The organism is Micromonospora yasonensis, from assembly GCF_026013475.1.
Classification (GTDB): Bacteria; Actinomycetota; Actinomycetes; order Mycobacteriales; family Micromonosporaceae; genus Micromonospora; species Micromonospora yasonensis.
Window position 1 is genome coordinate 1 of record NZ_JAPDPH010000466.1, and the last position, 1,120, is coordinate 1,120.

The 1,120-nt window shown below is 72.9% G+C and carries 2 protein-coding genes; one reads left to right on the forward strand and one right to left on the reverse strand.

All coding sequences use genetic code 11. The features are described from left to right. Positions 1–13 precede the first annotated feature (13 nt). Positions 14–133: a zinc ribbon domain-containing protein gene (locus ONA70_RS36795; RefSeq protein WP_319959640.1), complete on the forward strand. Its 120-nt coding sequence runs from the start codon at positions 14–16 to the stop codon at positions 131–133. 138 nt (positions 134–271) lie between these two features. On the opposite strand, the gene ONA70_RS36370 is transcribed toward ONA70_RS36795, so the two are convergent. Continuing rightward, positions 272–973 carry an AroM family protein gene (locus tag ONA70_RS36370; RefSeq protein WP_265011003.1) on the reverse strand — a complete coding sequence of 234 codons (702 nt, stop codon included), beginning with the start codon at positions 971–973 and terminating at the stop codon, positions 272–274. Positions 974–1,120: the final 147 nt, after the last annotated feature.

Here is a 1,120-nt window from a genome sequence, read left to right on the forward strand (position 1 = left end):
CGCGTGTAGACGGATCACCACCACCCTCACCCTCAACGAGCGCGCCTGGACGTGCCCGGGTTGCGGGGTCGAGCACGACCGGGACATCAACGCTGCCAAGAACATCCTCGCCGCCGGGCTGGCGGAGAGGTAAAACGCCTGCGGAGCTGATGTAAGACCCCAAGGGAAACCTCCCGGCAAGGCAGTCGGCGATGAAACAGGAAAGCCTCACGGGCGACCGTGGGAATCCCGGCCCCTTCAGGGCCGGGAGGATGTCAAGCGTGGGGAGCCATCACGCGCGGCGCGGCGGCGCGCACGAGGCGGAGGACAGGAGATCCACCGCGCCCGTCACCGCGAGGTGGCGGGCGGTCTCGGCCCGGATGCCCTCGGCGGCGAGCACGTCCCGCTGCTCCCCGGTGTAGCCGATGCAGTCGAGAAAGACCACGTCGGCGCCACCCGCGCTGACCCTTCGCCCGGTGGCCGCCACCTCGTCGAGTCCAGCCGTGTAGGGGTCCACGGCCGCCGCGATGACGCAGCGGCCCAGGCGCCCTTCCCATCGCTCCTGGATATCCGTCAACTGCTCCGGCACGGGGCACAGCACCCCCAAGCGGCCGTCGCCGACCAGCCGCGCCATGAGGTCGTGGGCGAGGTCCTCCGCGTGCAGCACCGGCACCGACGCCGGGCCGTGCTCGACGCGGCCGGTGCACAGCACCAGGACGGCTCCGCAGCGATCGGCCACGCAACGCCGGATGGCGCCGTCGAGCGCCGGGGCGATGCTCGTCGCGCCGAGGCGGACGCGCGAACCGTCCCGCAGGCGGGAAACGAGGGTATGCTCCCCGGCGTGCGGCGCGAGCCGGGCGATGCCGTCCGCGTCGAGGAGGTCCAGCGCGCCGTGTTCGACCCAGTCGACGCCGGAGAGGGCGGCCTCGACATCGGGGATGAGGTCGGTGCGGGGCGCCTGGCCGATCGTGACGAGACCGAGCCCAGGCCTCACGTGGTTCGCCCCGCCTACAACCGGCAGGTGCATCACGCCACCGCCTTTTCGGGCAGGTCCGCGGCCGCGACGCCACGCTCGACGATGCGGCGTCGCACGGCCCGGTCGACCCGCGCGGTGGGGTCGGCGATTGGGATCGCCGCGAGG